The following is a 27,000-nucleotide window of genomic DNA, read 5'->3' as shown; positions in this document are numbered from 1 at the left end:
GCCCTCGTCGGTGGCACCAAACTACCCGCAACGCCACGCCCCAAGACGCCTCAGGGCAGCATCCACCCGAGCGCCGCCGTGCTCTGGCCGACGACGATCAGACACATCACCAGGAGCAGCGCGAGGCTCCACGGCAGCACCTTGCGCAGCACGTCGCCCTCCTTGCCCGCGAGTCCCACGGCAGCGCAGGCGATCGTGAGGTTCTGTGGGGAGATCATCTTGCCGAGCACGCCGCCGGAGCTGTTGGCGGCGGCGAGGAGTTCGGGCGACAGGCCCGACTGCTCGGCGGCGGTCACCTGGAGCGCGCCGAACAGCGCGTTCGCCGAGGTGTCGGAGCCGGACACGGCGACGCCGAACCAGCCGAGCACCGGCGCGAGGAAGGCCAGGCCCGCGCCCGCGTCGGCCACGAAGTGCCCGATGGTGGCGGCCTGGCCGGACAGGTTCATGACGTACGCGAGGGCGAGGACGCTGGTCACCGTGAGGATCGCGAACCGCAGTTCGCGCACGGTCGCCGCCCACTCGCGGGCCGCCGCGCGGGCGGGGACGCCGAGCACGGCCGCCGTGCCGACGCCCGCGAGCAGCACGAGCGTGCCGCCGGTGGCGACCAGCGGCAGCGCGAAGACGTTGCCGCCGACGGGTTCGCCCGCGGGGTCGGCGACGTCCAGGAAGGGCCAGTCGAAGGTGCGGGTCGCCCGGGCGAGGAGGTCCTTGACGGGCGGGATCTGGGCGGCGGAGAACACGGCGACGATCAGCGCGTACGGGGCGTAGGCGCGCGCCACCTCGGAGCGCGGGTCGACGCGGTCGAGGTCCTCGCCGCGGGCGCCGGTCAGGACGGCCGCGCGCACGGGTTCGGCGGCGGGGCGCCGGGCGGCGGGGACGGCGGCGAGGGCGCCCGCGCCCGCCAGGGCGGCCCCGATGTCGGCCAGTTGGGCGGAGACGTAGGTGGCGGCCGCGAACTGGGCGGCGGCGAAGGCCACTCCGCACGCCAGGGCGGGCACCCAGGTCTCGCGCAGCCCGCGCCGCCCGTCGACCAGGGCGACCAGCAGCAGCGGCACGACGAGCGCCAGCAGCGGCGTCTGGCGACCCACGACGGCAGCGACGGTGTCCAGGGGGATGCCGGTGACCTGGGCGAGCGTCACTACGGGGGTGCCCATCGCTCCGAAGGCGACGGGCGCGGTGTTGGCCACGAGGGCGACGACGGCGGCGCGCACCGGGTCGAAGCCGAGCGCGACGAGCATCACGGAGCAGATCGCGACGGGCGCGCCGAAGCCCGCGAGGGCTTCCAGGAGCGCCCCGAAGCAGAACGCGACGACGAGCGCCTGGACGCGCGGGTCGTCGGAGAGCCGCCCGAAGGAGCGGCGCAGCACGTCGAAGTGCCGGGTGCGGACGGTCATCCGGTACACCCACAGGGCGTTGACGACGATCCACAGGATGGGGAAGAGCCCGAAGAGCGCGCCCTGCGCGGCGCTGGACGCGGTCTGCCCGAGCGGCATGCCGAAGGCGAGCCAGGCGACGGCGGCGGCCACGGTGAGCCCGGCGAGCCCGGCGCGGTGCGCCTTCACGCGCACCGCGCCGAGCAGCACGAGGACGGTGAGCAGGGGCAGCGTCGCGACGAGCGCGGACAGGCCGAGCGAGTCGGCTACGGGCTCCAGTTCCTGAACGAACACAGGGGCCTCCCCGAGTGCACGGGTGAGGGGAATGGTCGGGTCCGCGGCGACGGGGCGTCAATGGGGCGTGAGGGGTGGGGTGTTCCCACGGGGTGGCAGCTCAGGGGAACGGGTTGGCTGTTCAGGGATGGACAACGGGGCTCTACGAAGAGGGTGATGGCTCTCTATGGCTCTCTACGGAGAGGGCGGTGGTCTCTGCGAAGAGGGCAGCGGTCTCTACGGAGAACGCGGTGGGTCCCTACGGAGAACGCGGTGGTCTCTACAGAGAGCGCGGGCAGGCGGCGGAACGGTTTCTCCGGAGTGGTGGTCAGGACTCCGGTGACCGCAGCACCCGCAGATGGCCCCGGCGCGCGACCTCCATCGGGTCCGCCGAACGCGCCCCGCTGCCCCCGGCCTCCGCGGCGCGCTCCTGCGGGCGGGCCGCCTCCCGCACGGCGTTGGCGAGCGCTTCGAGGTCGTCGCCGCTGGGGCGGGCGGGGCCCGAGCCGTCGGCGAGGCGGACGACCTCCCAGCCGCGCGGCGCGGTCAGGCGCTCGGAGTGCTCGGCGCACAGGTCGTAGCAGTGGGGTTCGGCATACGTGGCGAGGGGGCCGAGGACCGCGGTCGAGTCGGCGTAGACGTACGTCAGCGTCGCGACGGCGGGTCGGCCGCAAGCGGTGCGCGAACAGCGACGTACAGGGCTCACGACGTTGGACGGTACCGCACTCTTGAGCGGGCCGCGACGACTCTCCGCGAGGTCACTCCCCCGTGTCGTACTGTGATCCCGCACACAGGGCGTCCGAAAAGCGCCGCTCTGACCTGCGATAACGCAAGGGGCCAGAGGGACTTGGGGTGTTGCGCCCGGTCATCAGGCGGAACAAACCCTGCCAATCGGGGTGAGGTCGGCGGTCCCGGAGAGATACACAATCGAGCTCAAGCTTGGCTGGAATGGTCAGGAAGCGACATGCCGCGCTCGGTGCGGAAAGGGCGATCTCGGGGACTACGCTTCCGTAGTGATGGACAACCCCGTACCGCCCCGCGCCACCGAGCCGAGGCCCCGCCGCCGCGACCGCCACGGCCGGGGCATGCGCGGCCCTGTGGCGCCGCCCCAGGTCCCCCTGTCCACCAGCCGCGCCGAGGCCTTCACCGACCTCGTGCAGGACTCCGTGGAGCGCCTTGAGCGGCGCTGGCCGCAGCTCACGGACATCGACTTCCTGGTCCTCGAGGTGCCGCCGGTCTCCGGCGGAGGCGCCTCAGACGCGGAGTGGTCGGCCGACGCCGTGCCGCTGGGCGGGACCGTGGCCGCGTCCGAGGGGCGGCCCGCCCGGGTCGTCGTGTACCGGCGGCCGGTGGAGATCCGGACCAAGGGGCGGGACGAGCGGGCCGCGCTCGTCCACGAAGTGGTGGTGGAGCAGGTCGCCGAGCTGCTCGGCCTGTCGCCGGAGTCGGTGGATCCCCGGTACGGGGAGGAGTGAGCCGGGGGCCCGGGGGTCGGCGAAGCCCTACTTCTGCAGGACCTCCAAGTCCTGCTTCGCCTCCGGGACCGCCACCACTCCCCTGTCGTCCGGGAGGGGCTGACTGGTGAACATGGGGATGCCGTTCTCGGGGAGTTCCAGGGTCCGGGTGGCGTGGACGGGGCCGCCCGACTCGGGCTCCAGGGTGAGGGCGTAGGCGCCCTTGAGGCCCGGGGGGACGGGCGGGGTGACGGCCAGGGTCGTGCCGCCCTTGACCGTGTAGCGCTTCGTGGTGGGGTCGCCGCCCTCCGTGCCCGCGGACGCGGTGACCTTGACGTGGGCGGTCCTGCCGGGGGCCACGAGGGACAGGACGGTGCCCTTGGCGCGGTTGTCGGCGGCCGTGGCGCGGTCGCCGACCGGGGCCGTCGCCGGGATGAACGCCGTCTCCTGCTTGGCTCCCTTGCCGCGGGTGACGCGCAGGGCGGCCACTACGGGGACGGGGTCGTCGGTCGGCGTCAGCAGGAGGGAGCCCGGCTCCCCCTTGGTGACGTCGCCCAGGTCGACGGCGGCCGTCATGCCGGACTTCACGTGCAGCGTCTCGTGTCCCGCGGGCGTGATGCGGCCCGTGGGCGAGGCGAGCTGGACCTTCAGGTCGGCGTCCGAGGCTCCGGGGGCGAAGGCGACCAGGCGCACCGACGTGGCGTCCTTGGGGATGCCGGGCAGCACCAGGCTCGGCGCCGGGTCGGCGGACGGGGCCAGCCAGTCGCCGCCCAGCTCGTCGTCCGAGGACTGCACGGCGGCGGCGACGCGGCCGCTGCGGGCGGTCACGTGCACGGTGAGGTCGGTCTCCGCCCGGCCCGCGAGCGTGGACAGCAGCACCGGCACCGTGGAGTGCGGCTGGACCTGGATGGACTCGCCGACCTCGGACTTCAGGGCGCCGTCGGGGCCGTACAGCTCGACGTCGACGACCGCGGCGGACTCGTCCGGGTTCGTCAGGTGGACGTAGTCGTCGCGGCCCTTGGCGGTGCTGGCGGCGGGGAACCAGAAGTCCGTGTCCGGGGCCGCGCACGCCGTGCCGTGCAGGCCGCGGCCCGCGCCCGCGCTGACCGTCGTGGTCTGCTGGACGGTCCAGCCGGGCGCGAGGGCGCCGTCGGCGCTGCCGAGGAGCGCGGGCGCGCCCGTGTCGGACTGGTCCCCGGAGACCGGCTTGCCCGGCTGGTTCTGCGTGAGGAACGGCTTCGGCTGCTTCGCCTCGCCCTTGCCGCCCTGCGGCGCGTCCGTCAGCTCCTTGACGGCGGGCCGCAGCGCGGCGCGGCCCCCGCTCTCCGCGCCTTCGGAGGGGGGCGTGAACGCCGTGTACGTCGTCTCGGCCAGCTCGGAGGTGCTGGGCTCGGGGCACAGCAGGGTGGTGCGCTCCACGGGCAGCCGCTTCGCCGCCTTCGCGTCGTCCTCGCCCCCGGGGGCGGTGACCTGGGCGAAGCCGGTGACGGCGGCCAGGGCGGCCGCCGCGGCGATCAGGGACACGGTGGTGCGGTTCACTGCTGGCTCCCGTCGGGGCGCTCGCCGTCGGTGCCGTGCGGCGGCCGCGGCGGCATCGGCGGCTGCTGGGGGTAGGCGGGGCCCGGGGCGCCGGTGGTGCCGTACGCCCCTCCGTAGCCCTGGTCCGGCGGGTAGGTGCCGCCGTACGCGTACGGGTCGTACTGGCCGCTCTGGTAGGCGTCCTGCTGGTACGGCTCGTAGCCGCTCGGGGCGTAGGGCGCGCTCTGGTAGGGCTCGCCACTGTACGAAGTGTGGTCGGCGCCCGCGTGGGCGGGGGCCGCCCAGGCGTCGGGGGTGTGCTCGGGGGCGGGCGCGTGCTGCGGCGGGACCGCGGCCAGCGGCTCCTGCCCCGGCGGGCCGTCGGCCGGGGGCGGTTCGCCCTGGGCCCGCAGCCTGCGCGCCCTGCGGCCCTCTCCGGAGGCGGCCTGCGCGGGCAGCGGGGCCTCCTCGGGCAGGTCGTCGTCCACGTCGCGGCGGCGGCCCGGCAGCGCCAGGACCACCAGGACGAGCGCGAGGGCGCCCTGGGCCCACAGCAGGGCCGTGTGGCCCGCCGACGGCTCGTATGTGACGTCCAGGTGGCCGCCGGACGTGGGCAGCTCGAAGCCCTGCGCCCAGCCGTCCACGGTGGTGCGGGGCAGGGCACGGCCGTTGAGGGTGGCCGTCCAGCCCGCGTCGGCGGCGTCGGCGAGCCGCAGCACGCGGCCCTCCTTGCCCGCCTCGATCGTCGTGTGCACCTCGACGGGGCCCGCGGCCACCGGCTGCGGGTCGCCCGCCTTGGGCACGATCGCGACGCGCGCGACCTGCCGGTCCACGCGCCACAGGGCGCTGCCGTCCTCCTGGCTGAGCCGGGTGAGGCCGGGCGTGGCGTCCAGGGTGCGGCTCAGCTGGCGGGGCGCGCCGTCCCGTACGAGGACGTAGCGCACCGCGTAGCCGCCGAGGTGGTCGGCCTGGTCGGCGCCGGAGCCCGCGAGGAGGCGGGCGACGATCCGGTCCAGGCGGCCGTGGGAGCCGTCGGCGGCGGCCAGTTCGGCGTCGCCGAGGCGGGCGCCGGAGCCGCGCACCAGCGTGTACGAGACCTCGGCGGGCGAGGCGCTGTCCAGGACGAGGGTGCGGGCCTGGTCCTCGGTGCCGCTCTCCTCGGCGACGAACGCGGGCACCTGCGCGGGGTGGCGGCGCTCCAGGGGCCCGTCGGCGCCCCCGATCAGCCACCCGGCGGCCACAAGCAGCGGCCCCGCGGCGGCGGCGAAGGCGATCAGCGCGGCCACCGGCTGGCGCCAGCCGAAGCTCTGCTCGGCGACCCGCGCGCGGGCACCGTCGGCGCCGAGCGCGGCGGCGGCGAGCAGCGCGATGCCGTACACCAGGGTGGCCGGGCCCGCCCAGGCGGAGCCGTTCGACAGGGCGGCGAACACCAGCGCCACCAGGGCGACGGCCCAGGCGGCGCGGATGGCGCGCAGCCGCTGCCCGCGCAGCAGGGCGGCGAGCGCGGCGAGGACGATGCCGATGAGCATCAGGCCGTGCACCGTGCCGGGGCCGCCGGGGCTGGCGCCGAGCAGGCCGAGCGCGGACGCCGCGCCCGTGCCGTACTCGAGTCCGGCCTCCTGGAAGAAGCCGGTCGGCAGCAGCGTCAGGGACCAGGGGGCGAGGACCAGCAGGGGCGTGCCGAGCGCGGCGAGGAACCGCGGGCCGTACGCCGTGATGTCGCCCCGGCGCAGGACCAGCACCAGCACGCCGAGGACCAGGGCGATCGGCCAGACGATCGGCGTGAAGGCGGTGGTGACGGTCAGGAGCAGCGCGTACGCCCAGGTGGCGCGCCAGCTGCCGCGGGTGCCGTCGGGGGCGGTCAGTCCGCTCGCGGCGGCGCCCGCGCGGGCGATGAGCGGCAGCAGGACGGCGAGCACGGCGGTGCCCAGGCGGCCGCCCGCGAGCGCGCCGGTGACGGCGGGCAGGAAGGCGTACGCCACGGACGCCCACGCGCGCAGCAGCCGGGACGGCACCAGGGGGCGGGACGCGAAGTACGCGGTGAGGCCCGCGAGCGGGACCGAGCCGATCAGCAGGACCGTGACGGCCAGCCCGGTGGAGCCGAACAGGAGCGTCGCCAGGGTGGCGACCAGGGCCAGGTAGGGCGGGGCCGCCGCCGTGCCGCCGACGCCCACGGGGTGCCAGGCGTCCGTGTAGCGCGCCCACAGGTCGGAGGCGCCCGCGGGGGCGGGCAGCAGGGCGCCGCCCGCGAGGGCGCCGCCGCCGATCAGGGCGCGGCAGGCGATGAGCGTGACGAGCAGCAGCACCGCGAACAGCACGGGGCCCGGCTTGCGGGCGACGCGCTTGAGGCGGGCGAACTGCTCGACCTCCAGGAAGTCGGCGTCGTCTCCCCCAGGCCCGGACTCGACGGCGCCGTGGCGCCCGGCGGAGGACACTTCGGGGTCGGAGCGGCCCACCACGTTGCTCGCGACCTGCTCCACGGTGGCGCGGACCGTGGCTCCGGGCGGCGGGAACAGCGGCCGCAGCTCGCTGGCGGCGGGCAGCGGTTTGCCGCGCTTCCTGCGGGCGGCGAGGATCCGCTCGGGCCGCAGCAACGTGCCGAAGAGACCGGCGACTTCGTCGAGCGCCTGCCCGGGCGCCTTGCCGAGGAGCAGGGCGAGCGTGCGCAGGAGCGTGCCCACGACGAGCCGTACGAGGACCCAGGGCAGCACCGCGGAGCGGGAGTTGACCAGCAGCGCGTAGGCGGCGCCCGCCTTGTCGACGCGGTGCGGCGAGGACGCCGTGCGGCCCGCGCAGTCGACGGTGCGGCGCTCGCGCGAGGCGGCCTCCGCGTGCCGTACGACCGCGTCCGGGGCGACGATGACGCGGTGCCCCGAGGCGTGGGCGCGCCAGCACAGGTCGACGTCGTCGCGCATCAGCGGCAGGCGGCGGTCGAAGCCGCCGAGCTGCTCGTACACCTCGCGGCGGATCAGCATGCCCGCGGTGGACACGGCGAGCACGGGCCGCACGTGGTCGTGCTGGCCCTGGTCCTGCTCGCGGCGGTCGAGGCCGGTCCAGCGGCGCCCGGAGTGGGCGATGGAGACGCCGACCTCGAGGAGCTGCCTGCGGTCGTACCAGCCGCGGAGCTTGGGGCCGACGACCGCTACCTCGTTGCCCGCCTCGCGCTCCATCTCCACGGCGCGCAGCAGTTCGGCGAGGGCGCCGGGCTCGGGCGCGCAGTCGTCGTGCAGCAGCCACAGCCACTGCACGGGCTCGCCGTGCGGCAGCTCCGGCAGGTCGTAGGTGTCGTCGCGCCAGGTGCGGCTGACGGGGTCCCAGCCGCTGGGGCGCTTCAGGTAGGGCAGGTCGTCGGGGGTGAGCACGGGGGCCGTGCGGACCGCTTCGTCGACGGCCGTGCCGAAGCCGGAGCGGCGCGCCAGGTGCAGCACGCGGTCGGCGCCGAGGGCCTCGGTGACGAGTTGGGCGGAGTCGTCGGCGCTGCCGGTGTCGGCCGCGATCGCGTTCTGTACGGGGCGGTCCTGGCCGAGCAGTCCGGCGAGCGCGTCGGGCAGCCAGCGGGCGCCGTCGTGGGAGACGAGCACCGCGGTCACCACGTGGCGCGGGAACTCGGGTGGGCTTGCCGGGTCGGACCCGGCGGCGGCGCCGTCGTGGGCCGCCGGATGGCTGTGCACGGACATCGAGGTACGGGCCCCGGTTCGCTGGACTGCGGTGGACGCCCGCGCCCCCTGGGAGCGCGGTGGCGTCTCGGACGGGCCCCCACACTAACGGCTGGCGGCGCGTCAGCCCGCCGCCTGTGGACAACCCGGGGGCGGGGGCTGACGCGGGCGTTCCGGATGCCCTCGCGGGGGCGCCCGTCGCCGCCGCTTCGCGGCGCGTCCTCGAACGCCGGACGCGCTGAAAACAGACCACCCGCCCCGGTGGGGGCGGGTGGGCGGGTGAACATCCGCCGTGGAGCGGCGGATCACAGAGAGCCGAAGACGGCGAGCGACCGGAGAATTCAGCCCGCCCGGCGCTTGAGGGCGAGCCGCGAAGCGGCGAGCAGGCTGCGGGAAAACTAGACGGCGGCCTTCTTCAGGCGGCGGCGTTCGCGTTCCGAGAGGCCGCCCCAGATGCCGAAGCGTTCGTCGTTCGCAAGTGCGTACTCAAGGCATTCGGAGCGGACCTCGCAGGCGAGGCAGACCTTCTTGGCCTCGCGCGTGGAGCCGCCCTTCTCGGGGAAGAAGGACTCGGGGTCGGTCTGGGCGCACAGTGCGCGCTCCTGCCAGCCGATTTCGTCGTCCGCGTCCTCGACCAGCAGTTCCTGAACCAGCTCGGTCATGTGCGCCCCTCGTCTGTCTTTGCGTCCCCGTGCTGCCGCTACCGATGTCGGCCGAACGACACGAGTGAAATTACAAGTGTGCCGATCCGGGCCAGTCAAGCCGGGATCTGCTATTGAGCCCCTTATTCACTCTGCGGAACCAAGGCTTTGCGGAAAGTGTTCAAATCCGCCTAAACCATGACACCCCTCGAAGGCCCGTCCGACGCCCTTCGCGCCGCGTCCGTCCACTCTTAGGGACGTCACGACCACCACTCCCGTTGCAGGGAGCGCACCGAAGCGAACGGGATCACACGCGACTCACGGGATCGCGCGGGATCGCCACGGCGGTCGAGCGCCGGTGGACGCGCCGCTTTGAGCGCCGGTTGGTGCGGCTTGTGTCCTGTGTGACGGCTGCACAAACCTTTCGCCACTCAGGAGAACCGGATGAGGTGAAACATTGCCCACATACCGGACAATGAGTTGACATCGAAGGTGTAAGCCGCTGTCCTGGTGGGCATGCTCGCGAACTTGGCGCTTTCCGCGACCCGCCCCGGTGGGTCTTCCGGTGCTGCCCTCTCGCGCTGTCGCTGTACCTGTGCGTGCCGCTGTTCCAGCCGCCCCGGCTGTTGAGCCAAGCCGCCGCCACCGGCCGCTGAGCCGCTGACCGCCGCGCGACACCGCTTCCCCGCGACCCTCGCGCACCGCCGCCAGCCCCCTCACCCGGCCCGCGCCGCCCGCGCCGCCCGCTCTTCGCGCCGCACCCGCTGCCCCGCGCCCTTCGCGCCCCCGCCGCAGCACCCGCACCAGCCGCACCACCCGCACCAGCCGCCTCACCTGCTCCTGCTCCGCGACACCCCAGCACTCACACGTTGAGGAACCACCGCACCATGAACAGCGACAGCGACCTCCAGATCGCCGGGGACATCCTCGAAGTCCCCACCTGCTCCAGCCCGCCCGCGAGCACCCCGCCACCGTCGCGGAGTTCGCCGGGCTCGCCCGCGCCATCGCCGCCGACCCCGGCCAGTGGGCGCACCTCGTCGAGTACGACGCCACCAGCCGCTGGTACCGCCGCCTGCGCACCGGACCCGGCTACGAGGTCTGGCTCCTCTCCTGGGTGCCCGGACAGGGCAGCGGCCGTCACGACCACGGCCGCTCCAGCGGCGTACTCACCGTCCTGGAGGGCGAGTTGACCGAGCACACCGAGCGGGGCACGCACACCCTGCGCGCGGGCGCGCAGCGCGTCTTCGCACCCGGATACGTCCACGAGGCCGTCAACGACTCCCTGGAGCCCGCCGTCAGCCTGCACGTGTACTTCCCGGGCCTGACCGACATGCCCATGCACGCCGCCGCCCGGTGCACTTCGGACGAGAACAGCGGGGATGTCGTAACCGCCTGACACGATGTCGTACCCGCCTGCGATGCTGGGCGCATGCGCATTGTGGTTCTGGCCGGCGGCATCGGCGGCGCCCGTTTCCTCCGCGGACTCAAGAAGGCCGCGCCCGACGCGGCGATCACGGTCATCGGCAACACCGGTGACGACATCCACCTGTTCGGCCTGAAGGTCTGCCCCGACCTGGACACGGTGATGTACACGCTGGGAGGCGGGATCAACGAGGAGCAGGGCTGGGGGCGGACGGACGAGACGTTCAAGGTCAAGGAGGAGCTCGCCGCGTACGGCGTCGGACCCGGCTGGTTCGGCCTCGGCGACCGCGACTTCGCCACGCACATCGTGCGCACGCAGATGCTCGCCGCCGGATATCCCCTCAGCGCCGTCACCGAGGCGCTGTGCGAGCGCTGGCAGCCCGGCGTGCGGCTCATCCCCATGTCCGACGACCGCGTCGAGACGCACGTCGCGGTCGAGGTCGACGGGGAGCGCAAGGCGGTGCACTTCCAGGAGTACTGGGTGCGCCTGCGCGCCTCCGTGGACGCGCACGCGGTGGTGCCCGTCGGCGCCGACCAGGCCAAGCCCGCGCCCGGCGTCCTGGAGGCCATCGCCGAGGCCGACGTCATCCTGTTCCCGCCGTCCAACCCCGTGGTCAGCGTCGGCACCATCCTCGCCGTCCCCGGCATCCGGGAGGCCATCGCCGAGGCCGGAGTGCCCGTGGTGGGCCTGTCCCCCATCGTCGGGGACGCGCCCGTGCGCGGCATGGCCGACAAGGTCCTCGCCGCCGTCGGCGTCGAGTCGACGGCCGCCGCGGTCGCCGAGCACTACGGCAGCGGCCTCCTCGACGGCTGGCTCGTCGACACCGTGGACGCCGCCACCGTGGAGCGCGTGGAGAGCGCGGGCATCCGCTGCCGCGCCATCCCGCTGATGATGACCGACGTCGACGCCGCCGCGGCCATGGCCCGCGAGGCGCTGTCCCTCGCCGAGGAGGTGCGGGCGGCGTGACGACCACCGCCGACGCTCCCGGGGACACCCCCGCGTTCCGGGTGTGGGCCGTCCCCGGCCTGCCCGAGGTGCGCACCGGAGACGACCTGGCGAAGCTGATCGCCGCCGCCGAGCCCGGCCTCGCCGACGGGGACGTCGTCCTCGTCACCTCGAAGATCGTCAGCAAGGCCGAGGGGCGCGTCACCGCCGCGGACGACCGCGAGGCCGCCATCGACGCCGAGACGGTGCGCGTCGTCGCCCGGCGCGGCACGCTCCGCATCGTGCAGAACCGGCAGGGCCTCGTCATGGCCGCCGCCGGAGTCGACGCCTCCAACACCCCTTCGGGGACCATCCTGTTGCTCCCCGAGGACCCCGACGCGTCCGCCCGCGCCATCCGGGACGGGCTGCGCGGCGCCCTCGGCGTCGACGTCGGCGTCATCGTCACCGACACGTTCGGCCGCCCCTGGCGCCAGGGCCTCACCGACGTCGCCATCGGCGCCGCCGGGGTGCGGGTCCTGGACGACCTGCGCGGCGGCGTCGACGCGTACGGCAACCCGCTGGTCGCCACGGTCGTCGCCACCGCCGACGAGCTGGCCGCCGCCGGTGACCTCGTCAAGGGCAAGGCCACCGGGCTCCCCGTCGCGGTGGTGCGCGGCCTCGGCCACGTGGTGCGCCCCGCCGACGACGGCGCGGGCGACCCCGGCGCGGGCGCGCTCGTGCGGGACGCGCGCGACGACATGTTCCGCCTGGGGACGTCCGAGGCCGTGCGGGAGGCCGTCACCCTGCGGCGTACGGTGCGGGAGTTCACCGACCAGCCGGTCGACCCCGGCGCCGTGCGCCGCGCCGTCGCCGCCGCCGTCACCGCGCCCGCGCCGCACCACACGACGCCCTGGCGGTTCGTGCTCCTGGAGTCCGAGGAGTCCCGGGTGCGCCTGCTCGACGCCATGCGCGACGCGTGGATCGCCGATCTGCGCCGCGACGGCAGGTCCGAGGAGTCCATCGCCCGCCGGGTCCGCCGCGGCGACGTCCTGCGGAACGCTCCCTACCTGGTCGTCCCCTGCCTCGTCACGGACGGGGCGCACCACTACGGAGACGCGCGGCGGGACGGCGCCGAGCGGGAGATGTTCGTCGTCGCCGCCGGGGCCGGGGTGCAGAACTTCCTCGTCGCCCTCGCCGGGGAGCGGCTGGGGTCGGCGTGGGTGTCGTCGACGATGTTCTGCCGGGATGTCGTACGGGACGTTCTCGGGCTGCCGTCGTCCTGGGATCCGATGGGGGCCGTGGCCGTGGGGCACCCGGCGGTCGTGCCTGAGGCCCGGGCTGGGCGGGAACCCGAGGAGTTCGTGGTGGTGCGGTAAGGGTCCTCGCGGGGTGCGCCCAGGCCCGCCCCTTCACCGAAACCAGGGGCTGCCGCCCCTGGCACCCCGCTTGATTGCCGCTTCGCGGCTCGTCCTCAAGCGCCGGACGGGCTGGAACGGCTCGCCGGACCGGGCTGGAACGGTCAGAGGGCCGCGATGTTGCCCACCGGCATCCTGGGGGCGCGGCGTGGTGGGGTCCTGCCCGTCAGGAGGATCAGGCGGGCCGCCCGGTGGCGCTGGCCCTCGTAGGGGGCCAGCAGCTCCAGCATCCGGGCGTCGTCGGCGTCGCGCTCGCCCGCCAGGGCGTAGCCGATGATGCCGGGGAGGTGGAGGTCGCCGACCGTGACGGCGTCGGGGGCGCCGTTGCTGCGCTGGACCGTCTCCGCCGACGTCCACGGGCCGATGCCGGGGATCAGTTCCAGGCGGGCCCTGGCGGCCTCCGGGTCCATCGCCGCCGCCTCCTCCAGGCGGCGCGCCACGCGGACCGCGCGCAGGATCGCCGACGCGCGCTTGTTGTCCACGCCCGCCTTGTGCCACTCCCAGGACGGGATCCGCGCCCACGTGGCCGCGTCCGGCATCACGTGCATCCGCGCCCGCTCGGGCGTCGGCCCCGGCGCGGGCTCGCCGTACTTGCGCACCAGCAGGCGCCACGCCCGGTACGCCTCGTCCGTCGTGACCTTCTGCTCCAGGACCGACGGGATCAGGGACTCCAGGACCAGGCCCGTACGGGTCAGGCGCAGACCGGGGCGGCGGCGCTGCGCCACCGCCAGCAGGCGGTGCCGGGGCGTGAACGCCGACGGGTCGTCCGCCGCGCCAAGCAGCTCCGGAAGCCCGTCGAGCAGCCACTGGGCGCCCGGACCCCAGGCCTGGGCCTCCACCGCGCCGCCGCGTGCCGCCACGCGGAGCGTGCCCGGGCCCTGCGGGGTGCGGCTGGCCCGCCAGACCGCGCCGTCCGGGGTGGGGCGGAAGGTGGGGTCGGCGGGGCCCCGGCGCAGGGGGCCCAGGGTCAGGGGGAGGTCCAGAGGCGTCGGCGGGGTCCAGGTGCGGTGGTGCTCCGCCGGGGCGCGCGGGGGTGTGGTGGGTCGCGTACGGGTCTTCGGGATCGCCGTGGTGCCACCGCGGACCGTGGTGCGGGTGGAGGGTGGGGCGAAACGGGAGGACACGGGGTCGAGGGTACGGGGTTGGCAGTCCCCGAACCCGCCCCTTCCCGAAACCAGGGGGCTGCCGCCCCCTGGCCCCCGCCTCATCGCCTCGTCCTCAAACGCCGGACGGGCTCTTCCCGCCGCGCCAGCGGCGGATCACGGACAGCCGACGACGGTGAGGAGACAAGGTCCAGCCCGTCCGGCGTTTGAGGACGAGGCGCGGAGCGCCGAACTCACTGATCGGAGGAGAACCGCACCGCTCCCGCCGGGAGCGTGGCCTCGCACCACACGCGCACTCCGGCACGGAGTTCGTTGTCCGCGCCGATGCGCGCGCCGTCGCCCACCACCGCGCCCGACAGGATGGACCGCGCCCCTACGGAGGCACGGGCCCCCACCAGGGAGTCGGTGATGACCGCGCCCGGTTCGATGACCGCGCCGGACAGGATCGTGCTGCCGTACAGCCGCGCGCCCTCGCCGACCACCGCGTGCTCCCCGACGACCGTGCCGCCGGTCAGCTTGGCGTCGGAGGCGACCGTCGCCGACGGCAGCACCAGGCGGTCCCCGCAGCGGCCCGGCACCGCGGGCGACGGGGCCCGCCCGAGGACCAGGTCGGCGGAGCCCCGTACGAACGCCTGGGGCGTGCCCAGGTCGAGCCAGTACGTCGAGTCGACCATCCCCTGGAGGTGGGCGCCCGAGGACAGCAGGTCCGGGAAGGTCTCGCGCTCCACGGAGACGGGGCGGCCCGCGGGGATCGTGTCGATGACCGAGCGGCGGAATACGTACGCGCCCGCGTTGATCTGGTCGGTGACGATCTCCTCGGGGGTCTGCGGCTTCTCCAGGAAGGCGGTGACGCGGCCCGTGGGGTCGGTGGGGACCAGGCCGTACGCCCTCGGGTCGGTGACCTTGGTGAGGTGCAGGGAGACGTCGGCGTTCACCCGCTCGTGCTCGGCGACCAGGGCGCGGATGTCGAGGCCCGTGAGGATGTCGCCGTTGAAGACCAGGACCGGGTCCTGGGGGCCGGAGCGCAGCCGGGAGGCCACGTTCCGGATGGCGCCGCCCGTGCCGAGGGGCTCCTCCTCCGTGACGTACTCGATCTCCAGGCCGAGCGCCGAGCCGTCGCCGAAGTACGGCTCGAAGACCTCCGCCAGGTACGACGTGGCGAGGACGATGTGGTCCACGCCCGCCGCGCGGGCCCGGGCCAGCTGGTGGGTGAGGAACGGGACGCCCGCCGCCGGGACCATGGGCTTCGGGGTGTTCACCGTGAGCGGCCGCAGCCGGGTGCCCTTGCCGCCGACCAGGAGGATCGCTTCTGTCACCTGTCGTCTCTGCTTCCTGCTGGGGCCCGCCGTACTGTGTTCCGGCGGGCCAGTGTATGCAGACGTATGAGCTGACCGTGCGCTGCGACCCGGCGCGTCACCGGCCCTGATAGCGGGCCGAGGAGGACCGGACCTTGCCGAGCTTCTTGTAGAGCAGGCGTCCCGGGCACTCCGTGGCGAATCCGTCCCGGTGCCCGGAGATCACGCGGAGCCGGACGTTGGTGCCCTTCCTGTAGAGGTTGCCACCCCCGGACTTCAGGTATGTGGTGCCGCGGGGGTTCGCCCCGAACAGGCCCAGCTTCCACGCCGTCAGCTTGGCGACCGCGGTCACCGCGGCCTTCGGCGGCTTGGCGCCGCCGAACGTGCCGAGGACGGCGATGCCCATGCTGTTGGTGTTGAAACCGAGGGTGTGGGCGCCGAGGACCGGCTTGGTCACGCCGCCCGCCCGGCCTTCGTAGATGTTTCCGCACTTGTCGACGGCGAAGTTGTAGCCGAAGTCGCGCCAGCCGCTGCTCTTGACGTGGTAGCGGTAGATACTGCGCAGAACGGAGGGTGCCTGGGAGCAGCGGTAGTTGTTGCCGGTGGCGCTGTGGTGCACGAAGGCGGCCTTCACCGTCTTCGTGTACGCGAAGTTCCGCTCCCGCAGCCGCTCGTCGGCGCCCCAGCCGCGGCGCGTGATGATGCGCGGGCGTGGACCGATGTGGGGGCGCGCCTGGGGGGCGGCCGCGACGCCCTGTGCGTGCTGCGTGCTCTGGGTGCTCTGGGTGTGCTCTGCGTGTTGTGCGCTGGCGTACGGGCCGAGGGCGTCCTGGGTGCTCTGGGTTCCCTGTGTGTTCTGGGTTCCCTGTGTGCTCTGGGTTCCCTGTGTGTTCTGCGTTGCCTGTGCGCCGTGGGCGGGGGGCGCGTGCTCCGCGCTGTACGTGCCTTCCAGTGCCGCCGTGGCCTCGTGGCTCCCGGCGGTCCCGATGCCCTCGATGCCCCGGGCGGCCAGCAGGGCCTTCTCCGTCTGCTCCTTGCCCAGGGCCGGGATGGCGGTGGCGCCGAGGGGGGCGAGGTCGGCGTTCACCGCGGACGACGCGGCGGCCTCGGCGGTGAGGGCGCCCAGGCGGTCGGTGTCGTGCGCGGGGGGCTCATCGCCCGGGTCGACCAGCTCCAGGCGGAGCCCCTTGGGCAGCGGCAGCGCGTCCGGCGCGCGCGTGGCCGCTCGCGCGCCGGTGCCGTGCGCCCGCGCGTCCGCTCGTACCCGTACCTCCACTCCGTCCGACGTGCCCACCCACAGCGGCGCCGTCGCCCCCCGCACCCGGCCCGTGGCGCGCTCGGCGCTGCCGGGGTCGGCGGCGTGGTCGTGGTTGTGCGTCTCGACGTCCTGCCAGGCGGACCAGGTCGAGGTGCCGGTCGCGCGGGTGCGGACCTGGACCCGGCCGCGCAGGTCGGCGTCCGGGTCGTCCCAGACGACGCCCACGAGCGAGAACGGCCGCACGTCGCGCCGTGCCAGCCCCTCCTCGCGTGCCGGGCCGCCCGCGCGGTCGGAGCCGAGCGGGATCAGCGGGAGGGACTGGGTGGAGCCGGGCAGTACGTCAGCGGCGGGTGCCACGGCGGCGGTTCCCGCCGTGGCCGACACGGGGGCGGCGAGGGGCAGGGCGAGCGCCGTGGCGCAGGTGACACCGATCGAGGAAGCAAGAAATCCACGCATACAGATGATCGTCGGCATACCGACACATATCTGTCCATTGGGGAACTGACGGTCCGTCGGCCCCTGGGCGGTCGAACCGGGGGCCCAACTCCGCATCCCTCATGGGCGACACGCCGGGGCCCGCGTACGCTTGCGGCCGTGAACGCCAACGACCGCACCCCTGCCGACCTGCTGCGATCCGCGCTCGCCGCGGATCCGGCGCGCCCGCTCGTCACGTACTACGACGACGCCACCGGCGAGCGCGTCGAATTGTCCGTCGCCACCTTCGCCAATTGGGTGGCCAAGACCGCGAACCTGCTCCAGGACGAGTTGTCCGCCGAGCCCGGTGACCGGCTCGCGCTGCTGCTGCCCGCGCACTGGCAGACGGCCGTGTGGCTGCTCGCCTGCTCCTCGGTCGGCGTCCTCGCGGACGTCGGGGGCGACCCGGCCGCCGCGGACCTGGTCGTCAGCGGGCCCGACACGCTGGACGCGGCCCGCGCGTGCGCCGGGGAGCGGGTGGCGCTCGCGCTGCGGCCGCTCGGGGGCGCTTCCCCGAGGCGCCGTCCGGCTTCGCCGACTACGCGGTGGAGGTGCCGAGCCAGGGGGACCACTTCGCCGCGTACGCGCCCGTGGACCCGGACGCGGCCGCGCTCGCCTGCGGCGGGCTCGAACTGAGCGGCGCGGAGGTCGTCGCGCGGGCGCGGGCCGATGCGGACGCGCTCGGCCTGGGGGCCGGGGCGCGGGTGCTGTCCGGGCGTCCCTACGACTCCTGGGAGGGGTTGAGCGCCGGGCTCTACGCGCCGCTCGCCTCCGGCGGGTCGGTGGTCCTGTGCCGTCATCTCCGGGCCGAGGGGCTGGAGAAGCGGGTGTCGGCGGAGCGGGTCACGCTGACCCTGCGCTAGCTCTGGCGGGGGCGCCCTGTGCCGTCCGGTCGGCGCTCCGCGCCTCGCCCTCAAACGCCGGGCAGGCTCGATTTTCCCCCACCCGCCCGCCCTCCCTTCAGCGCTCCGCGCCTCGCCCTCAAACGCCGGGCGGGCTTCATCCATCGCGCTCCGCGCTCGTCCTCAAACGCCGGACGGGCTTGATGGGGTTGCGCTGGCACGTTCGCCCTCGGACACCGGACGGGCTTGATGGGGCTGCGCTAGCGCGTTCGCCCTCGGACGCCGGATGGATTTGATGGGGCTGCGCTGGCACGTTCGTCCTCGGACACCGGACGGGCTTGATGGGGTCGCGCTCGCACGCTCACCCTCGGACGCCGGACGGGCTTGATGAGGTTGCGCTGGCGCGTTCACCCTCCGGAGGCCGGACGGGCCTGATGGGGCTGCGCTGGCACGTTCGTCCTCGGACACCGGACGGGCTTGATGGGGTCGCGCTCGCACGCTCACCCTCGGACGCCGGACGGGCCTGATGAGGTTGCGCTGGCGCGTTCGTCCTCGGCCTCGTTCTCGGGGTCCGGCGGGGCTGAGCGGGCCCGCTGGTGGGTGAGGGGGCCGTGGCCCGGGGATTCAGCCCGTCCGGCGTTTGAGGACGAGCCGCGGAGCGGCGATGGGGCGGGGTGCCAGGGGCGGCAGCCCCTGGTTTCGGGAAGGGGCGGGTCTGGGGCGCCCCCGCGACGGCCTCACCCGAACGGCCCACCGCCCAGAGGCCCCCACCCCCACCCCGGGCCATGGTCGTAGGAGCGCCACGTACACACACGCAGCGACGAGGGGTGGACTCACACGTGACGGACACCGCGCCCGACGACCCGCGAAAGGCCCCCGCGCCCGCCCCCGCGGGCGCGAGCCCGACGGGCCTCGGCAGGCGCCGCCGCCACCGGCGCTGGCTGCGGTACGCCGCGCTCGGCGCCGCCGTCCTCGTCCTGGTCACCGGCGGCATCGGCTGGGCCGTCTACCGCAAGCTCGACGGGAACATCACGGAGGACACCGACGCCGCCGCCGAACTCGCCCGCTACGAGAAGGAGCGGCCGACCCCGCTGGTGCACGACGCGCAGAACATCCTCCTGATCGGCTCCGACACCCGCTCGGGCCGCGGCAACCGCGCGTACGGCCGCGACCTCGGCACCCAGCGCTCCGACACCACGATCCTGCTGCACCTCGCGGCGGACCGGCAGAGCGCGACCGCCGTGTCCCTGCCGCGCGACCTGATGGTGCGCGTCCCCAGCTGCCGCCGCCCCGACGGCTCCCGCACCGAGGCCCGGTTCGTCCAGTTCAACTGGGCGTTCGAGTTCGGCGGCAGCGCCTGCACGATCCGTACGGTGGAGAAGCTCACCGGCATCCGCGTCGACCACCACATGGTGGTGGACTTCGCCGGGTTCAAGGACATGGTCGACGCCGTGGACGGCGTACAGGTCTGTCTGAAGCACCCCGTGGACGACCCGGACGCGCGCCTGAAGCTGCCCGCCGGACGGCAGACGCTGGACGGCGAGCAGGCCCTGGGCTTCGTACGGGCCCGCAAGTCGCTCGGCAACGGCAGCGACACCGAACGCATGGACCGGCAGCAGGAATTCCTCGGCGCCCTCGTCAACAAGGTGCGCAGCAATGACGTCCTGCTGAATCCGACACGGCTCTATCCGGTGCTCGACGCGGCCACCTCGTCGCTCACCACGGACCCCGGCCTCGCCAGTCTGCGCGGTTTGTACGAACTGGTGCGCGGCATGCGCACGATCCCCACGGATCGGGTGCAATTCCTCACCGTGCCGCGCCGTTCGTACGCCTATGACGCCAATCGCGACGAACTGGTGGAGCCCGCCGCCGAGGAACTCTTCACGCGGCTCCGCGAGGACGAGCCGGTCCAGGTGGCGCCCCGTACCGCCGACGAGGCCGCGCTTCCCCCGGACGGGGAAGGCGCCGAAGACACGTCCGAGGACGGGGACGAGAGCGGGGACGAGGGCGGGGACGAGGGCGGGGACGAGGGTGCGTACGACAGCTCGTACGACGAGGAGTACGGGGGCGGCGGTGAGGGGGACTGGGCCGACGGGCGGCCCGACGACCCCAGTCACACGCCCAGTCCGGCGCCCACGTTCCGGGGCAGCACGGCCGCCGCGTCGGAGTGCGGGTAATGCGGCGCCCGGGGACGTTCTCCCCGTACTTCCAAAGAAATAGGGCGTATTGCCCAGGTGTAAGGGGAGTGGAATTTGTCACCGGCGTCGTTGGACGCTGAACTGGGCGGATAGTGTGAGCCGATCCGGTGTCCCGGCCGCCCGGCCGCACACCGAAGGAACGACTGACCGAGCGCCTTCTTGAGGGGGAAAGGCGCCGCGTGGCCCTTGACGGAGGACGCAAACAACCGTGGACGCGCAAGGCCGTGGGCCCAACAGGGGAGAGCGAAGCGACTTCCATGGAAGGGCGGTGGCGGGTGACGGGCGGGCGGATGACATCGACCCCGCGGACCAGTGGGTGCTCAATCCGCAGACCGGCGACTACGAGCTGCGACTGAGCCCCTCCGCAGGGCAGCCGACGCCGACGGGCGTCCCCGGGCCCCGCAGGGCGCGGCGCGCCGCCACCCCCCAGCAGCAGAGCGGTGCCCGCCCCCAGGGCACCCGGAGCCCGGAGCGGCCCGGCGGCCGGGGCGGCGGCGAGCAGGTGCCGGGGCAGCGCAGGCGGCGCGCCCCGCAGCCGGAGGCGGCGGGCGGGCGGCGCAGGCCGAAGGGCAAGAAGAAGTCCACCGGCAAGCGGATACTGGCCTGGACGGGCGGCTCGGTCGCCTTCGTGATCGTCGCGGTCGGCGTCGGCGGTTACCTGTACTACCAGCACCTGAACGACAACATCACGTCCGTGTCCGACGACGGCGCGGGCACCGGCGGCTTCAGCAAGGACCGCGCGATCAACATCCTGCTCATCGGCACGGACAAGCGCAGCGGCGAGGGCAACAAGGGCTACGGCGACGAGGGCAGCGTCGGGCACGCGGACACCACGCTCCTGCTGCACGTGTCCAAGGACCGCTCCAACGCGACCGCCCTGAGCATTCCGCGCGACATGATCACGGACATCCCGGACTGCCCCACCAAGCAGGACGACGGGTCCACCAAGGTCATTCCGGGCTCGCAGAACGTCCGCTTCAACGAGAGCCTCGGCCAGAGCGAGCGCACGCCGAGCTGTGTCATGCGCACGGTCACGCAGATCACCGGCATAAAGCTGGACCACTTCATGGTGGCCGACTTCAACGCGGTCAAGACGCTGTCCAGCGCGGTCGACGGCGTGGACGTGTGCCTCGCCAAGGACATCGACGACCCGAAGTCGCATCTGAAGCTGCCCGCGGGCGAGCACTCCATCGAGGGCGAGGAGGCGCTGGCGTTCGTCCGCACGCGCCACAGCGTGGGCAGTGGCGGCGACCTGAGCCGGATCCAGCTCCAGCAGCAGTTCCTCAGCTCGCTGATGCGCAAGCTGAAGTCGAACGACACCCTGACGAACCCGAAGAAGATGATAAGTCTGGCGGAGGCGGGCACGAAGGCGCTCACCGTCGACTCCAAGATCGCCGACATAATGAAGCTCCGCGACCTCGGCATGGAGCTGGGCAAGCTCGACATGAAGAACCTGACCTTCGTGACCACCCCGGTGGACGACAACCCCGCCGAGAAGGTGAAGGCCACGGTCGTGCTGAACCAGGCCAAGGCGGACGAGCTGTTCTCGATGATGCGCGAGGACGTGTCGCTGACCGAGGTCAAGAAGCAGGAGAAGAAGGAGAAGGCCGCGGTGGCCGCCCGGCTCAAGGGACCGCGCGCCGCGGCCGGTGACGTCCGCGTCGACGTCTACAACGGCAGCGCGCGCAACGGTGCCGCGCAGGAGACGCTGACCTGGCTCCAGACCACCGAGGGCGTCACGAAGTCCACGCAGCTGGGCAACGCCTCCCAGCAGGCCAAGACGACCGTGGAGTACGGGCCCGGCCAGGCCGACCAGGCCCGCAAGCTCGCGGACCTCATGGGGCTGCCCGCGGCGGCCCTGAAGCCGGGCAAGGGCGAGAAGAACGCGCAGGGGCTGCCCGCGGTCGTGCTGACCCTCGGCGCCGACTTCAAGGGCGCGGGGGTGCCCATCAAGGCTCCGTCGAAGGCGCCCGACGGCATCCAGAAGGTCGAGGCCGACAAAACCGTGTGTGCCAAGTGACCTGAGGCGGTTGTTTCACGTCTCACAGAACGCTCCGGTGGTTGAAGCGACGACGAGTCGCTTCGGCCACGGGGTGGCGGCAGCGTGCCGCAAGTGACCGCGCGGCGGCCACACTTGGGAAGCACGGCGGGGAGGGACAGGGGATGGGGCAGAACAGCGTGCGTGGGGAGGGAGCGCCCCCGGGGGCGGGCACCGCGCGCCGCGGCGCCGAGCCGTCGACGGCGGGCAGACCCGGGCGGGCGGCTTCGGGCGCCGCCGGGCGGTCGGCTGCGGGTGCCGCCGGGCGGTCGGCTGCGGGTGCCGGGAAGCGGGGGGCTTCGGGCGCCGCCAAGCAGGGGCCTGCGGGTGCCGGGAAGCAGGCGGCTTCCGGCGCCGCCAAGCAGGGGGCCTCGGGCCCCGCGAAGCAGGCGGCTTCGAGCGCCGCCAAGCAGGGAACTCCCGGCGCCCCGCAGCAGGCGGCTGCTGGCGGAGCCGCGAAGCAGGGCCCTGCTGGCGCGGCCAAGGCGGCTGCTGGCGCGGCCAAGGCTGCCTCCGCTGGCGCGGCCAAAGGGACCGCTGGCGGCACCAAAGGAGCCGCTGGCGCCAAGCGCGGTGCCCCCGGTGAGGCCGAGCGGGGCGCCCCCGGTGGCGCCAGGCGGGGCGGTTCCGGTGGCGGCGGGCGTGACGGTGGCGGGCCACGGCCCGGGGGCGGCGGGCGGCCCGCCCGCAGGGCCCGGCGGATCCTGCGGTGGTCGGCGATCGTCCTCGCCATGCTGATACTGGGCACGGCCGGTGCCGGTTACCTCTACTACCGGCACCTCAACAACAACCTGGAGACCGACGACCTGAACCTGGGCGACCACCGGGCCCCCGCGCCCACGCCCAACTCCGCGGGCCAGACACCGCTGAACATCCTGCTCATCGGCTCCGACGCCCGGGACTCCAAGGAGAACCAGAAGCTCGGCGGCGCCAAGGACACCTTCGGCGGCCCGCCGCTCGCGGACGTGCAGATGCTGCTGCACCTGTCGGCGGACCGCAGCAACATGTCGGTGATCAGCATGCCGCGCGACACGCTCCTGACCATCCCCAAGTGCACCGACCCCGACGACGGCAAGGTGTACGAGGAGACCGGGCCGCGGACGATGACCAACGAGTCGCTCGGCCGGGGCGGCCCCGGCTGCACCGTCGCCACCTGGGAGAAGCTCACCAACATCCGCATCGACCACTTCATGATGGTGGACTTCTCCGGGGTGGTGTCGATGGCCGACGCGATCGGCGGCGTCCCCGTCTGCGTGGACAAGAACATCCACTCGCGCACCAGCGCGGGCAAGGGCTCGGGCCTGAAGCTCAAGAAGGGCACCACGAAGATCCAGGGCGAGCAGGCCCTCCAGTGGCTGCGCACCCGCTACGGCTTCGAGGACGGCAGCGACATCGGCCGCGCCAAGGCCCAGCACATGTACATGAACTCGCTGGTCCGCATGCTCCGCGACAACACCAGCCTGACCAGCCCCAACCGGCTGCGCAAGCTCGCCGAGAACGCCACGAAAGCGCTGAAGGTCGACCCGGGCCTCGGTTCCGTGATGAAGCTCTACGACCTGGGCAACGAGCTGAAGAAGGTCTCGCCGGAGCGCACGACGATGACCACCATGCCGTTCGAGTACGTCGGTTCGCGCGTCGTGCCCAAGCCGGGCGACGCCGAGCAGCTGTTCCGCCTCGTACGCGACGACATCGCCCTCGACGGCAAGGACGCGAAGCGGAAACCGGCCAAGGAGAAGCTCTCCGACGACCCGGCGGCGCCGGACGACCAGATCGCCGTACAGGTCCAGAACGGCACCCGCACCGCCACCGAGCCGCCCGCCGGCGGCCGGGCCAGCGCGGTCGCGCGGCTGTTGGAGGAGAAGGGCTTCGAGCGGGCCGCGTCGGACCCGTCCGCCGCGCTCACCGAGGCGCGGACGGTCATCCGCTACCCCAGCGCGGAGCTGGAGGGCGACGCGCAGCGGGTCGCCAAGGCGCTGGGCCTGCGGCTGAGCGCGGTGAAGAAGTCGACGGACGTCTCCGGCGTCACGCTGGTCGTCGGCGCGGACTGGCGCGAGGGCGACAAGCCGAGGAAGGCGAAGAAGCAGGACGACTCGACGCCCGATTCGGCGGACGCGATGAACGGCTCCGACGACAAGGCCTGCATGAAGGTGGACCCGAACTTCACCTGGTGAGCGTGAGCCAGGCGGAGTCCGGGTCCGGACGGACGGGCAGACGGGCAGACGGACGGGCAGACGGGCGGCGACCCGGCGGCTCAGGCCTCCTGGGTCGTCTGGGCCTGGCCCAGGACCGCCGGGCGGCGCGAGGCGATGACCTTCTTCGCCAGCGAGCGGGGGCTGGTGAGGAAGCCCCAGCCCCACGACATGTGCATGGTCGCGAGGGCCACCGGGATGCGCAGGCGCGCCTTCAGGGGCAGGCCCTTGCCCGCGGGCACGGACCCGGCGAGGATCGCCGCGAGGTAGCCGCCGGGCACGACGAAGCCCCACGGCGTCAGGGCCGCGCCCACGACGAGGCCCGCGGCGATGGCGCACACGGCGGTGGGCGGCGCCAGGTAGCGCAGGTTGATGGAGCCCTCGTGGTAGCGGGCGACGACGTGGCGCCAGCGGCCGTAGTCCTTGTACTGCTTGGCGAGGGCCCGCACGTTCGGGCGGGGGCGGTAGGAGACCTTCAGCTCGGGCGAGAACCAGATCAGGCCCCCGGCCTCGCGGATGCGGAAGTTCAGCTCCCAGTCCTGGGCGCGGATGAACTCCTCGTTGTACCCGCCCTGCTGCTCCAGGGCCTCGCGGCGGAAGACCCCCAGGTAGACGGTCTCGGCCTGCTGGGCCTCGCCGCCGGTGTGGAACGCGGCGTTGCCGACGCCGATCTTGGAGGTCATCGCGGCGGCCACGGCCTGCTCCCAGGCGTTGGTGCCCTGGGCGTGCATGATGCCGCCGACGTTCTGCGCGCCGGTCTCCTCAAGGAGGCGCACGGCGGTCGTGATGTACCCCGGCGAGAGCGCGGCATGGCCGTCGACGCGCACCACGATCGGGTGGCGCGAGGCCTTGATGGCGGCGTTCAGCGCGGCGGGCGTGCGCCCGGTGGGGTTCGGCACGGTGTGGACGCGGGAGTCCTCCGCGACGAGTTCGGCGGCGATCTCGTCGGTGCGGTCGGTGGAGGGGCCGAGCGCGACGACGACCTCCAGCTCACCGGCGTACTCCTGCTCCAGGATCGCGTGCACGGCCTCCCGCAGATGCCGCTCCTCGTTGAGGACCGGCATGATCACGGAGACGGCGGGAGGCTGACCGTCAGAATTCACGTGCGGGGTTTCCTTCTCGTCTCTCGGCCGGGCTCCGGGGCAGCGCCCCGGATTCACTGCGGGCGCCGCGGGTGCCGCGCGCGCCGCATCGGGCGTCACGTTACCGCGAACGGGGGACACGGGCGCGCGCCGTCCGGGTCGCTACCCCGGGCCGCAGATCGTATGGGCCTACGGTTCTGCCGTCCCCCCGGCTCAGCCAGCCGCGACCGCGGAGGTGTCCTCGCACGTGCCCGCACCGCCCCGCTCCCCCGCGCCGCCCCCTCGCCCCCCGCGCGAGCCGGGGCCGCCGCGCCCCCGGACCCGGCAGACGGCCCGGCAGCCGGTGCCGCGGGCACGGCGGCCCCGGTGGCCGATGCGGATCGTGACGGCGGTGTCCGTCACCGTGCTGGCCGCGGCGGGCGTCGGGCACGGCGTCGTCTCCAGCCTGGACACCGGCATCCGGCGCGTGGACGCCTTCAAGGACATGAAGAACCGGCCCGAGCCGGGCCACGGCATGAACGTGCTGCTCGTCGGCACCGACGGCCGCGACAAGATCACCCCCGAGCTGAAGCGGAAGTACCGCCTCGGCGGCGCCCCCTGCCACTGCACGGACACCATCATGATCGTGCACATCTCGGCGGACCGGAACCGCGCGAGCGTCGTGAGCCTGCCCCGGGACAGCTACGCGGAGCTGCCCGAGCACATCGACCAGAACTCCGGCAAGCACCACAGGCCGCACCCGGTGCGGCTCAACGCGGCGTACGCCGAGGGCGGGCCGAACCTGACCGTGCGCACCGTCGAGCACATGACCAAGGTGAAGATCGACCACTATGTGGAGGTCGACTTCACCAGCTTCATGAAGACCGTCGACGTCCTCGGCGGCGTCGAGATCTGCACCGACCAGCCCCTGAAGGACTCCTACACCGGCCTCGACCTGCCCGCCGGAACGCACGAGCTGAACGGCGGCGAGGCCCTGCAGTACGTGCGCTCCCGGCACATCGACGGGGCCGCCGACCTCGGCCGCATGCGGCGCCAGCAGCGGTTCCTCGCGGCGCTGATCGCGAAGGCGACGAGCAGCGGGGTGCTGCTGAATCCGGTCAAGTTCAGCGGCGTCACCAAGTCGCTGCTCGGTTCGGTACGGGCCGACAAGGGCTTCGGCACCAGCGACATGCTGGCGCTCGGCCGGGCCATGCGGAACTTCTCGCCGTCGTCGTCGGAGTTCACCACCGTGCCGCTCGGCACGATGGGCCACATGGTGCCGGGCATCGGCTCGACCCTGAAGTGGGACGAGGACAAGGCCGGGAAGCTGTTCAAGGCGCTGCGCGAGGACAAGCCGCTGGCCCCGTACCGGGCCCGGTCGACGAGCGCGCTGGTGCCGGTCGCCCCGCAGCAGATCCGGGTGCAGGTCGACAACGGCACGACGACGCCGGGGCTCGGGGAGCGGGTGGACGCGGCGCTGCGCTCCACGGGGTTCCGTACGACGCGGGCGCCGGGGACCGTGCCGGTGCCGCGCGGCGGCGCGCCCCTCGCGCGGACCGTCGTCGCCTACGACCCGCGCTGGGACCGCTCCGCGAAGTCCCTGGCCACGGCGCTGCCGGGGTGCGCGATGCGGAAGGTGGCCGGGCAGGGGGCGACGCTCCGGGTGATCGCGGGGGCGGACTTCCGCAAGATCAAGCGGGTGCGGGCGGAGGCGCCCAACCAGGGGGAGTTCGGGGTGGTCACCGGCGACCAGGTCACCTGCGGCTGAGCCCTCGCGGGGGCGCCCCAATCCCGCCCCCTTCACCGAAACCATGGGGCTCCGCCCCCTGGCACCCCCGAAAATCGGCCTCCGGCCTCGTCCTCAA

General features: G+C 73.9%; 16 protein-coding genes and 2 pseudogenes. 9 read left to right on the top strand and 9 right to left on the bottom strand.

Features of this window, described 5'->3' with window-relative positions:
• Positions 1-50: 50 nt before the first annotated feature.
• Entirely contained in the window at positions 51-1,667 is a 1,617-nt protein-coding gene (locus ACOBQU_RS23215) for an L-lactate permease (protein ID WP_423629226.1), read from the bottom strand.
• A gap of 307 nt (positions 1,668-1,974) precedes the next feature.
• Entirely contained in the window at positions 1,975-2,352 is a 378-nt protein-coding gene (locus ACOBQU_RS23210) for a DUF3499 domain-containing protein (protein WP_423629225.1), read from the bottom strand.
• A gap of 310 nt (positions 2,353-2,662) precedes the next feature.
• Here ACOBQU_RS23210 and ACOBQU_RS23205 point away from each other — a divergent pair, with 310 nt between their 5' ends.
• Positions 2,663-3,121: a metallopeptidase family protein gene (locus ACOBQU_RS23205; protein ID WP_423634659.1), complete on the top strand. Its 459-nt coding sequence runs from the start codon at positions 2,663-2,665 to the stop codon at positions 3,119-3,121.
• A gap of 27 nt (positions 3,122-3,148) precedes the next feature.
• Here the strand turns inward: ACOBQU_RS23205 and ACOBQU_RS23200 are convergent, their stop codons facing one another.
• The 3 genes from ACOBQU_RS23200 to ACOBQU_RS23190 all read right to left on the bottom strand — a co-directional run bounded on the left by ACOBQU_RS23200 (position 3,149) and on the right by ACOBQU_RS23190 (position 8,936).
• Complete coding sequence (locus ACOBQU_RS23200) at positions 3,149-4,639, bottom strand: DUF5719 family protein (protein ID WP_423629224.1); 1,491 nt, start codon at positions 4,637-4,639, stop codon at positions 3,149-3,151.
• Positions 4,636-8,295: a glycosyltransferase gene (locus tag ACOBQU_RS23195; protein ID WP_423629223.1), complete on the bottom strand. Its 3,660-nt coding sequence runs from the start codon at positions 8,293-8,295 to the stop codon at positions 4,636-4,638. Before ACOBQU_RS23195 ends, ACOBQU_RS23200 begins: the two co-directional genes overlap by 4 nt.
• A gap of 377 nt (positions 8,296-8,672) precedes the next feature.
• Positions 8,673-8,936: a WhiB family transcriptional regulator gene (locus ACOBQU_RS23190; RefSeq protein ID WP_384806376.1), complete on the bottom strand. Its 264-nt coding sequence runs from the start codon at positions 8,934-8,936 to the stop codon at positions 8,673-8,675.
• 866 nt (positions 8,937-9,802) lie between these two features.
• Here ACOBQU_RS23190 and ACOBQU_RS23185 point away from each other — a divergent pair.
• The 3 genes and pseudogenes from ACOBQU_RS23185 to ACOBQU_RS23175 all read left to right on the top strand — a co-directional run bounded on the left by ACOBQU_RS23185 (position 9,803) and on the right by ACOBQU_RS23175 (position 12,638).
• Positions 9,803-10,311 (top strand): annotated as a pseudogene (locus ACOBQU_RS23185) (cysteine dioxygenase).
• A gap of 33 nt (positions 10,312-10,344) precedes the next feature.
• On the top strand, positions 10,345-11,304 hold the full coding sequence (cofD, locus tag ACOBQU_RS23180; protein ID WP_423629222.1) for a 2-phospho-L-lactate transferase: 960 nt from the start codon (positions 10,345-10,347) through the stop codon (positions 11,302-11,304).
• Positions 11,301-12,638, top strand: coding sequence for a coenzyme F420-0:L-glutamate ligase (locus ACOBQU_RS23175; RefSeq protein ID WP_423629221.1), 1,338 nt, complete (start codon positions 11,301-11,303; stop codon positions 12,636-12,638). The genes cofD and ACOBQU_RS23175 overlap by 4 nt, the downstream gene beginning before the upstream one ends.
• A gap of 143 nt (positions 12,639-12,781) precedes the next feature.
• Here the strand turns inward: ACOBQU_RS23175 and ACOBQU_RS23170 are convergent, their stop codons facing one another.
• The 3 genes from ACOBQU_RS23170 to ACOBQU_RS23160 all read right to left on the bottom strand — a co-directional run bounded on the left by ACOBQU_RS23170 (position 12,782) and on the right by ACOBQU_RS23160 (position 16,789).
• Complete coding sequence (locus tag ACOBQU_RS23170; RefSeq protein ID WP_423629220.1) at positions 12,782-13,801, bottom strand: DNA-3-methyladenine glycosylase family protein; 1,020 nt, start codon at positions 13,799-13,801, stop codon at positions 12,782-12,784.
• A gap of 212 nt (positions 13,802-14,013) precedes the next feature.
• The gene (locus tag ACOBQU_RS23165) at positions 14,014-15,096 is read right to left on the bottom strand and encodes a sugar phosphate nucleotidyltransferase (protein ID WP_423629219.1); all 1,083 of its coding nucleotides are present in this window, start codon (positions 15,094-15,096) and stop codon (positions 14,014-14,016) included.
• A 97-nt stretch (positions 15,097-15,193) separates the two neighbouring features.
• Positions 15,194-16,789 carry a peptidoglycan recognition protein family protein gene (locus tag ACOBQU_RS23160; protein WP_423629218.1) on the bottom strand — a complete coding sequence of 532 codons (1,596 nt, stop codon included), beginning with the start codon at positions 16,787-16,789 and terminating at the stop codon, positions 15,194-15,196.
• Between the two features lie 138 nt (positions 16,790-16,927).
• Between ACOBQU_RS23160 and ACOBQU_RS23155 the strand changes: the two are divergent.
• The 4 genes and pseudogenes from ACOBQU_RS23155 to ACOBQU_RS23140 all read left to right on the top strand — a co-directional run bounded on the left by ACOBQU_RS23155 (position 16,928) and on the right by ACOBQU_RS23140 (position 24,056).
• Positions 16,928-17,670, top strand: a pseudogene (locus ACOBQU_RS23155) (TIGR03089 family protein).
• A gap of 818 nt (positions 17,671-18,488) precedes the next feature.
• Complete coding sequence (locus tag ACOBQU_RS23150; protein ID WP_423629217.1) at positions 18,489-19,826, top strand: LCP family protein; 1,338 nt, start codon at positions 18,489-18,491, stop codon at positions 19,824-19,826.
• A gap of 289 nt (positions 19,827-20,115) precedes the next feature.
• Complete coding sequence (locus tag ACOBQU_RS23145; protein WP_423629216.1) at positions 20,116-21,867, top strand: LCP family protein; 1,752 nt, start codon at positions 20,116-20,118, stop codon at positions 21,865-21,867.
• 143 nt (positions 21,868-22,010) lie between these two features.
• Positions 22,011-24,056 (top strand): LCP family protein, encoded by a 2,046-nt coding sequence (locus tag ACOBQU_RS23140; RefSeq protein WP_423629215.1) that lies wholly within the window; start codon positions 22,011-22,013, stop codon positions 24,054-24,056.
• 80 nt (positions 24,057-24,136) lie between these two features.
• Here the strand turns inward: ACOBQU_RS23140 and ACOBQU_RS23135 are convergent, their stop codons facing one another.
• On the bottom strand, positions 24,137-25,177 hold the full coding sequence (locus ACOBQU_RS23135) for a glycosyltransferase family 2 protein (protein ID WP_423629214.1): 1,041 nt from the start codon (positions 25,175-25,177) through the stop codon (positions 24,137-24,139).
• Between the two features lie 352 nt (positions 25,178-25,529).
• Here ACOBQU_RS23135 and ACOBQU_RS23130 point away from each other — a divergent pair, with 352 nt between their 5' ends.
• The gene (locus tag ACOBQU_RS23130; RefSeq protein WP_423629213.1) at positions 25,530-26,903 is read left to right on the top strand and encodes an LCP family protein; all 1,374 of its coding nucleotides are present in this window, start codon (positions 25,530-25,532) and stop codon (positions 26,901-26,903) included.
• Positions 26,904-27,000 lie beyond the last annotated feature (97 nt).

Source organism: Streptomyces sp. G45 (assembly GCF_049542095.1).
Lineage (GTDB): Bacteria > Actinomycetota > Actinomycetes > Streptomycetales > Streptomycetaceae > Streptomyces.
Note: the sequence above shows the minus strand (reverse complement) of the source record. Positions and strands in the feature narration are given on the sequence as shown.

Coding starts and splice junctions, on each gene's coding strand:
- ACOBQU_RS23205 (WP_423634659.1), top strand. CDS start 2,663: ATGGACAACCCCGTACCGCCCCGCGCCACCGAGCCGAGGCCCCGCCGC.
- cofD (WP_423629222.1), top strand. CDS start 10,345: ATGCGCATTGTGGTTCTGGCCGGCGGCATCGGCGGCGCCCGTTTCCTC.
- ACOBQU_RS23195 (WP_423629223.1), bottom strand. CDS start 8,295: ATGTCCGTGCACAGCCATCCGGCGGCCCACGACGGCGCCGCCGCCGGG.
- ACOBQU_RS23160 (WP_423629218.1), bottom strand. CDS start 16,789: ATGCGTGGATTTCTTGCTTCCTCGATCGGTGTCACCTGCGCCACGGCG.
- ACOBQU_RS23190 (WP_384806376.1), bottom strand. CDS start 8,936: ATGACCGAGCTGGTTCAGGAACTGCTGGTCGAGGACGCGGACGACGAA.
- ACOBQU_RS23130 (WP_423629213.1), top strand. CDS start 25,530: ATGCGGATCGTGACGGCGGTGTCCGTCACCGTGCTGGCCGCGGCGGGC.
- ACOBQU_RS23140 (WP_423629215.1), top strand. CDS start 22,011: ATGGGGCAGAACAGCGTGCGTGGGGAGGGAGCGCCCCCGGGGGCGGGC.